An 8071-nucleotide genomic window follows, 5' to 3' on the forward strand; every position below is an offset into this window, starting at 1 on the left:
CCCGGGAGCGACCTCGCTCCCGGGCCCGGCCCGCCGTCCGGCGGCGCCGCTCAGTGCTGGACGAAGACCGCCACCGTGCGGCCCGGCACCGTGAAGGTGCCGGAGTCCGCCTGGAACGCGGACTGCCTGACCACCGCGTCGGCGCCGTTCGCCTGCGCCGGGTGGAGCGCCTGCGCGCTGCCGGCGAGCGCCGCCACCCGCTGGCTCTGCGCGGTGGGCGTGGCGTTGACGACCACCGTGACGCCCTTCTCGGCGCCGGGCAGGCCGGTGCCGTCCAGGTGCAGGGTGATCACCCCGGGGATCTCGCCCGCGGTGCCGGAGAGCGGGTAGCTCAGCCGCTGCTGCACCTGGGCGGCGGTGCTCAGCGCGAAGAGCGGCGAGGACTGCTTGACGGCCAGGAACGCCTGGTAGCTCGCGCTGGTGGCGGTGATGTCGGCGCAGCCCACGGTCAGCCGCGGGTCGCTCAGCAGCGCCTTGGCGGTGGGCCACATCGACTGGTTGTCCGCGGCCGGCGGCAGGCCGTGCCCCCAGCCGTTGCCGTCCGGGCAGCCGCCCGCGCCCGGCTGCGGCCAGTGGATCGCGTTGAACCAGTCGCCCGAGTCGAAGGAGTTGCTGTCCAGCGACTTGGAGCGCAGCAGGTCGCTGCCGGCCACCGCGAAGCCCGGGCCCTGGGCGAGCGCGGTGAGCGACAGGCCCAGCACCTGCATCCGGGCCCGGTCGGCCGCCGAGGTGGCGGGCGGCAGCTTGTAGGCGAGCGCGTCGAACAGGTCGGTGTTGTCGTGCGCGTCCAGGTACGCCACCGCCTCCCCGGGCGCGGCCGCGTAGCCGGTGGGCGAGCCGTTGTAGTCCACACCGGCACCGGTCACCGTGTGCCCGGCGCTGTCGGTGAAGGAGTAGCCGGCCAGGTTGCCGGTCAGGCCCACCTTGATCTGGTCCATCTGGTGCAGCAGCGCGGCCTTCTGCTGCTCCGGGGTGCCGTTCGCGGCGTTGCCGTTGGGGTCGGTGAACAGGCCCGAGGCGAAGCCCTGTTGCGGCGCCGAGCCGAGGGTGAAGTTGCCGCCGCGCCCGGCGTCGCGCAGCCGGTCGTTGAAGGTGGCGATGCCGGTGCCGGCCATGTTCTGCTGGGTGGCCTGGACGAAGCGGGCGTCGTTCGCGACCACCCCGAAGTTCCAGCCCTCGCCGTAGAGGAAGAGCGCCGAGCCGTCGACGCCGTCCCGCGCGGGGGTCAGCCTGCCGAGCGCGGCCTGCACGTCGAGCATGGTGGACTTCGGGTCCAGACCCATCAGGTCGAACCGGAAGCCGTCGACCTTGTACTGGCGGGCCCAGGTGACCACCGAGTCGACCACCAGCTTGTCCATCATGGCGTGCTCGGGCGCGGTGTCGGCGCAGCAGCTGTCGGTGGTGACCCGGCCGGTGTCGCTCAGGCGCTGGTAGTAGCCGGGGACCACCTGGTCGAGGACCGAGTGCGGGTCCTGGCCGGCGGCCGCGGTGTGGTTGTAGACCACGTCCAGGACCACCCGCAGGCCCAGCTGGTGCATCGCCTGGACCATCTGCCGGAACTGCACGGTGCGCGCGGTGCCGGTCGCGTCGGTGGCGTAGCTGCCCTGCGGCACGGTGTAGTGCAGCGGGTCGTAGCCCCAGTTGTAGGCGTCGTCGGCGGCGACCGCGGCCACGCACTCCTGCTGCTTCTCGCTCGCGGCGGGCAGCGAGGCCAGGTCGCAGGGCGGCAGCTTCTGGTCGGCGGCCGGCGGGATGGAGGCGATGTCGAAGGTGGGCAGCAGGTGGATGGTGGTGACGCCGGCCTGGGCGAGCGCGCGCAGGTGCTGCATCCCGGCCGACTGCGACTCGGTGAAGGCCAGGTAGGTGCCCCGCTCGGCGGCGGGCACGGTGGTGTCGGCCGACGAGAAGTCGCGCACGTGCAGTTCCTGGATCTGCTGGCGGGCGGCCGGGATCGGCTGCGGGCTGCGGCCCTCGTCCCAGCCGGCCGGCTTGGTGGAGCGGTCGGCGAGGTCGGCGACCAGGCTGCGCCGGGAGTCGGCCGACAGCGCCACCGAGTAGGGGTCGGTCACCGTGTTGGTGACCAGCTGCTGCACGCTCGGCGCCCAGACCTTGACCTGGTAGGTGTAGTAACGCCCGTCCAGCTGCGCACGGTCGCGGGTCAGCGACCAGACGCCGGTGGCGTCGTCGCGGTGCAGCGCCACGGTGCTGGGGGTGCCGCCGGTGGGCCCGTCGTAGAGCTGGAGGGAGACCTCGGCGGCGGTGGGCGCCCAGAGCGAGAGCGTCACCGTGCGCCGCCCCGGCCACCAGGCCCAGTCGGGCCCGCCGCCCTGGTAGACCGGGCCGAGGTGGGCGTCGGCCGCCCGGCCCGCGTACAGGTCGTCCAGCACGCCGGGCAGTTGGACCCCGGTGGCGGCCAGCAGCGCGCCGTTGGGCTGGTGTTCGGTGAAGAGCAGCTGGCCGCGCAGCGCCTGCGCCACCCGCCCGGTGTCGCGCGGGTCCACGGTGAAGGCCCGGTAGCCCGCCAGGTTCGGGTACTTGGCACGCTGCGCGGCGGTGAGCCCGCCGGCCACCGGGGTGAGCCGCAGCCAGTGGCCGGGCCGGCTCAGCGCGCCCTTGTCCAGGGTGATGCCGCCGGCCGCGTCGTAGACCAGCTGGGCGCTGGTCCCGCCCTTCAGCGCGCCGTCGCCGGCGCCGTAGCCCGGCGGGACCACGACCGTGCCCGCGTCGATCCACTGCGCCCTGGCGGTGGTCACATCGAGCTGCGCGCTGCTCGCGGCCACCTGCGGCAGCAGGTAGCCCGGCGTGCCGCCGACCACCCAGACCTCGTGGCCGTAGGTGGCCAGGTCCAGCGACTGGTCGTCGGGCAGGTCCTTGCTGTCGCCGTTGTGCAGGATGTAGCTGAGGCTGGTGGCGCCGGGTGCCAGCGGGACCTCGAAGACGTCCCCGAAGGCGTCCCTGCGGGCCGGCTGCAGCGGGCTGCCCCAGTCGGTGGGGGTGGCGGCGCCGGTCCAGTCGTGCAGGCCCCAGCCGTCGTAGGCGCCGTCCGCGCGGCGGTAGTGGATGACCGCGGTGTTCGCGGGCACCGGCGTGGGGGCGCCGGTCGAGGGGTTCTGGGTGTACACGGCCGGGTCGCCCTGCTTGACCCAGACCTCGCCGGTGGCGCCCACGTCGATGTGCCGGTCGGCGTCGCCGTCCTTGGTCCCGTTCTGCTCGACGATGAACCCGACGTCCGAGGCGCCGCTGTTCAGCCGGACGTAGGCGAAGGCGCCGTACGCGTCGCGCCCCACGAAGGGGTGCCCGGCCGGCCAGGTGGTGGACTCGCCGTCGGCCAGGTCGCCCCAGGCGTAGAGGTTCCAGCCGTCGTAGTTCCCGTCCGGACGCTGGTAGTGCACCACCGCGTACGGCCGTGAGGCGGCGCTCGGCGGCGCGGGGGCGGTGGGCGTGCCGGTGGTGAAGGAGCCGGTGAGCGCGCGCAGGTGGCCGCTGGAGTCCTGGACGACCGCCTTGTAGCGGACCACGGTGCCGGGCGCCGCGCCGCTCAGGTCCAGGGTCACCTGGTCGACACCGCTGTCCGAAGTGCCCAGCACCTGCCAGCGGCCGCTGCCGATCTGCGCCGCGTAGCCCACCTTGTGGAAGGCGCCACCGGCCACCTGGACGCCCAGGGTGACCGTGCCGGTCGAGCCGTCGGCCGGGGTGAGCGCGGTGGCGGCGGGCGCCGCGGGCGAGGGCGCGAGGTGCCCGGCCGCCCGGTAGACCACCGCGGACAGCGGCGGCACGGTGAGCGCCACCTTGCGGTCGGCGCCGCTGGTCACGCTCCCCGCGGTCCCCGGGTAGAGCTGCTGGAAGCCCATGCCGGACGAGAAGGTGTCCAGCGTGACGCTCTGCGCGGTGCTCGCGTTGTTGACCGCCACCAGGTACTCGACCTGCTGGCGGGCGTCGATCCGCGAGAAGGCGTAGACGCCGGGGCCATCGGCGGCGTACCGCTCGACCTGCGCGCCGTCGGCCAGCGCCGGGTTGGCCGCGCGCAGGTGCGCGAGGTCGGCCAGCGAGCGGTAGAGCGGGCCGCCCTCGCCGTAGCGGTCGGCGGCGCCGGGCGTGCCGCCGATCACCGGGTCGGCGTTGTAGGAAGCGGTGCGGGAGGCGAACATGTCCTGCCGGGCGTCCTTGTCGCCGCCGGCGCCGGTGAAGCCCTGCTCGTCGCCGTAGTAGACCACCGGCTGGCCGCGGGTCAGGAACTGCAGCTGGTCGGCCAGCTCGTCCTTGGCCAGCAGCGTGGCGTCGTCCGCGCCCGGGTTGTCGGCCCGCAGGAAGGAGCCGATCCGGCCCATGTCGTGGTTGCCGGTGAAGGTCGGCAGCTCGTAGGCGTTGGTGTCGGCCGAGGTGTAGCGGTAGTCCTGCGCGTACAGGTCGGCCAGCGCCCTGGCCGAGCCGCCCTGCGAGACGTAGCGCCGGGCCGCGTCCTGGAACGGGAAGTCCAGGGTGGCCTGCAGCTTGCCGCGGGTGACGTAGGGCGAGGTGATGGCCGCGTCCGCCGAGTAGACCTCGCCGAACATGAAGAAGTTCCGGTTGCCCTGCTGGGCGGCGTAGGTCTTGAGCGCGGGCGCCCACTGCTGCCAGAAGGCCAGGTCGACGTTCTTGACGGTGTCGATCCGGAAGCCGTCCACGCCGGTGTCGTGCACCCAGGTCTGGTAGATCTTCTCGAAGCCCTTGACCACCGCCGGGTTCTGGGTGTCCAGGTCGTCCAGACCGCTGAAGTCGCCCTCGGTGCCGGACTCGCCCGCGAAGGTCGAGTTGCCGCGGTTGTGGTAGAGCGCGGGGTCGTTGAGCCAGGCCGGTGTCTTGGCGTGCGGGTCGGCGACCTTCGGGGTGTAGGGGAAGGAGTCGGCGGTCAGGTCGGGGAAGGCCGAGGAGCCGCTCGCCGCGTCGGCGTTCGCCGCGGCCGTCTCGTCCACCGGGGCCCCGGTGCGGTCCAGGGTGGGGTAGGCGCCCGTGGAGCGGTAGTCGTAGCTCTGCTGGGTGTTGTCGATGACGTCGGCGGTGTGGTTGGTGATGACGTCGAAGAAGACCTTGATGCCGCGCGCGTGGGCCCGGGCTATCAGCTCCTTGAGCTGCGCGTTGGTGCCGAAGTGCGGGTCGACCTGGGTGAAGTCGGTGATCCAGTAGCCGTGGTACCCCGCCGAGGCGGCGTCCCCCGTGCCCTGCACCGGCTTGTTCCTGAAGATCGGCGCCAGCCAGATCGCGGTGGTGCCCAGGTCCTGGATGTAGCCCAGCCTGTCGATCACGCCCTGGAGGTCGCCACCGTGGTAGAAGCCCTTGTCGGTGGGGTCGAGGCCGTTGGCCATCCGCGAGCCGGTGATGCCCCCGGTGTCGTTGGCCGGGTCGCCGTTGGCGAACCGGTCGGGCAGGACGAAGTAGTACTGCTCGCGGGTCAGGTCGTGCCGGTCGGCCAGCGCGGCCAGGCTCCGGTCGGAGGGCGGGGCCGCGGGGGCGGCGGCGCCGGCCGGCAGCGCCGCGCCCAGGCTCGCGGCGGTCAGCGCGACCGCGAGCAGCACCCCCGTCCTGGCCGGTCTGCGATGCGGTGCGGTGCGGCGGGCGGGACGGAGCGGGACAGCGGCCACAGCGGCTCCCTTGCCGGGTTCGTCGTCGGTGGCGAGGAGGCTAGCGGACTGAAAAATGTTTCAGCAAGATGCTGAAACTGTTTCCTTCTGCTCGTCCGCACCGCCCGCACCACCCGCCACCAGGAGTGGACCCCGCCTCGCACGCCGTATTGCGAACGAGTAACAATGGAACGCATGTGTGTCCCTCCGACGCGTCCCACTCACGCGTTCCGTGCCGCCTCCCCCGCCCTGGTCGGGGACGCGCCCTAGCACTCTGGGAGGACAAACGGTGAAGAGCCCACTACCAGAGGATGATCAGACGGCCACGGATCGTCTGGCAGACTTCTCGTCCATGGGGGAACCGACCGAGATCCAGACGTCCGGCACCGAGCAGAGCGCTCGGGCCCGCAGGGTCGGTTCCGTCCAGTCCCCGAGCCGACCGGCTGACGGGACCGTGGACGGAACCGACACCCTGGCCAGCGGCAGCACCGCGCTGCGTGGCCCGCGCACGCTGCGCAGCCGGATCGGCGCCCAGCGCCGCGGCCCGGCCCGGCCCCGGCTCTGGTTCGAGCTGGCGCTGATCGGCTTCAGCTACTGGATCTACTCGCTGGTCCGCAACGCGGTCCCCGAGCAGGCCGCGATCGCCCACCAGCACGCGACCTGGATCTGGCAGCTGGAGCAGAACCTGGGCGTCGCCGTCGAGCGGTCGGTCAACAACGGGATCAACTCCGTGACCTGGCTGATCGTGGGGATGAACTACTACTACGCCACGTTGCACTTCATCGTGACCATCGCCGTGCTGATCTGGCTCTACCGCAGCCACCCCGGCCGGTACGCGGCCGGCCGCACGGTGCTCGCCGTCACCACCGCCATCGCGCTGGTCGGCTTCTACTTCTTCCCGCTGGCCCCGCCGCGGATGATGCCGGGGTTCATCGACACCGTCACGGCGCACCACACCTGGGGCTCGCTGGCCTCCGGGGCCGGCGCCAGCGTCTCCAACCAGTACGCCGCGATGCCCTCGATGCACATCGGCTGGTCGGCGTGGTGCGGGCTGACCGTCTTCTTCCTGGCCGAACGGGCCTGGGTGCGGGCGCTGGGCCTGCTCTACCCGGTCTTCACCCTCACGGTGATCATCGCCACCGCCAACCACTTCTGGATGGACGCGGTGGGCGGGGCGCTCTGCCTGGCGATCGGCTTCGTCGTCGCCCGCTTCATCTACCACCGCTGGGCCTTCCAGTTCCCCCAGGTACCGGCCTCCTGGCAGGCCGGCAGCAGCTCCCAGGTGCCCGAGCAGCGACCCACCCCGGTGGGCGCCGGCTTGCGCCGGTAGCGCGCACCGCTCCCCTGCGTTCCGCCCGCGGGGGCCCGGCCCACCCGGCGGGGCGCCGCGGCGTTCGCGCGGCGCCCCACGGCCCCGCCGGCTCCCTCAGCCGTAGAAGAGCCGCTCGACCACCGTGCGGGCCCGGCGGGTGGTGCGCCGGTAGTCGTCCACGGCCTCCCCGCTGTGCCCCTCGCCGTACCCCAGGTAACGGGCCACCTGGGCCAGCTCCCGCGGCTCGTTCGGGAAGCTGTCGCCCGGCCGCCCGCGCACCAGCATCACCGCGCTGCGCACCCGTGAGGCCAGCACCCAGGCGTCGTCCAGCACCGCGGCGTCCGAGGCGGAGAGCAGCCCGGCCCGCTCGGCGGCCAGCAGCGCCTGCCGGGTCCGGGTGGTGCGCAGGTCCGCCACCTCGTGCCCGTGCCGCAGCTGGATCAGCTGGACGGTCCACTCCACGTCGGCCAGGCCGCCGCGGCCGATCTTGGTGTGGGTGGTCGGATCGGCCCCGCGCGGCAGCCGCTCGGTCTCGATCCGCGCCTTGATCCGCCGGATCTCCAGCAGGTCCCGCTCCGGCACGCCGCCCACCGGGTAGCGCAGCGGGTCGATCAGCTCCCGGAACCGCTCCCCCAGCTCGGCGTCGCCCGCCACCGGGTCGGCGCGCAGCAGCGCCTGGCTCTCCCAGACGTGCGACCAGCGGGCGTAGTAGGCGGCGTAGGAGCCCAGCGTGCGGGTCAGCGGGCCCTGGCGGCCCTCCGGGCGCAGGTCGGCGTCGACCAGCAGCGCGGGCTCGGTGGACGGCGCGGCCAGCAGCGTGCGCAGCTGGTTGCAGACCGTACGGGCGGCGGCGGCCGGGTCGTGCTCGCCGTCCGGCGTCAGCGGCTCGTGGACGAAGAGCACGTCCGCGTCCGAGCCGTAGCCCAGCTCGTGGCCGCCGAACCGGCCCATCGCGATCACCGCGATCCTGGTCGGCAGCGGCTCGCCGTGCGCCTGCTCCCAGTCGGCCGTGCAGGCCGCCAGGGCGCCCTGCAGGGTGGCCGCGTTGAGGTCGGTCAGCGCGCCGGCCGCCGCCTCCAGGGCCCGGGCCACCCGCTCGCCCTCGCCGCCGCCCGGCTCGTCCTCCCCCCCCCGCCCCCCCCCCCCCCCCCGCCCCCGCCCC

At 73.6% G+C, this 8071-nt stretch carries 3 protein-coding genes; 1 reads left to right on the forward strand and 2 read right to left on the reverse strand.

Features of this window, described 5'->3' with window-relative positions; translation table 11 throughout:
• Positions 1-50: 50 nt before the first annotated feature.
• Positions 51-5618 (reverse strand): pullulanase-type alpha-1,6-glucosidase, encoded by a 5568-nt coding sequence (gene pulA / locus ABD323_RS37850; RefSeq protein WP_344446640.1) that lies wholly within the window; start codon positions 5616-5618, stop codon positions 51-53.
• A gap of 331 nt (positions 5619-5949) precedes the next feature.
• Here pulA and ABD323_RS37855 point away from each other — a divergent pair, with 331 nt between their 5' ends.
• Positions 5950-6927, forward strand: a complete 978-nt coding sequence (locus tag ABD323_RS37855) for a phosphatase PAP2 family protein (RefSeq protein ID WP_344446641.1) — start codon at positions 5950-5952, stop codon at positions 6925-6927.
• A gap of 96 nt (positions 6928-7023) precedes the next feature.
• On the opposite strand, the gene ABD323_RS37860 is transcribed toward ABD323_RS37855, so the two are convergent.
• Positions 7024-8071 (reverse strand): [protein-PII] uridylyltransferase family protein (locus ABD323_RS37860; RefSeq protein ID WP_486327164.1); only part of this gene is annotated, 1048 nt, incomplete at its 5' end.

Source organism: Kitasatospora nipponensis, assembly GCF_039528135.1.
GTDB lineage: Bacteria > Actinomycetota > Actinomycetes > Streptomycetales > Streptomycetaceae > Kitasatospora > Kitasatospora nipponensis.

Excerpts from the sequence above, each read along its gene's own strand:
- ABD323_RS37855 (WP_344446641.1), top strand. The coding sequence starts at position 5,950 with ATGGGGGAACCGACCGAGATCCAGACGTCCGGCACCGAGCAGAGCGCT.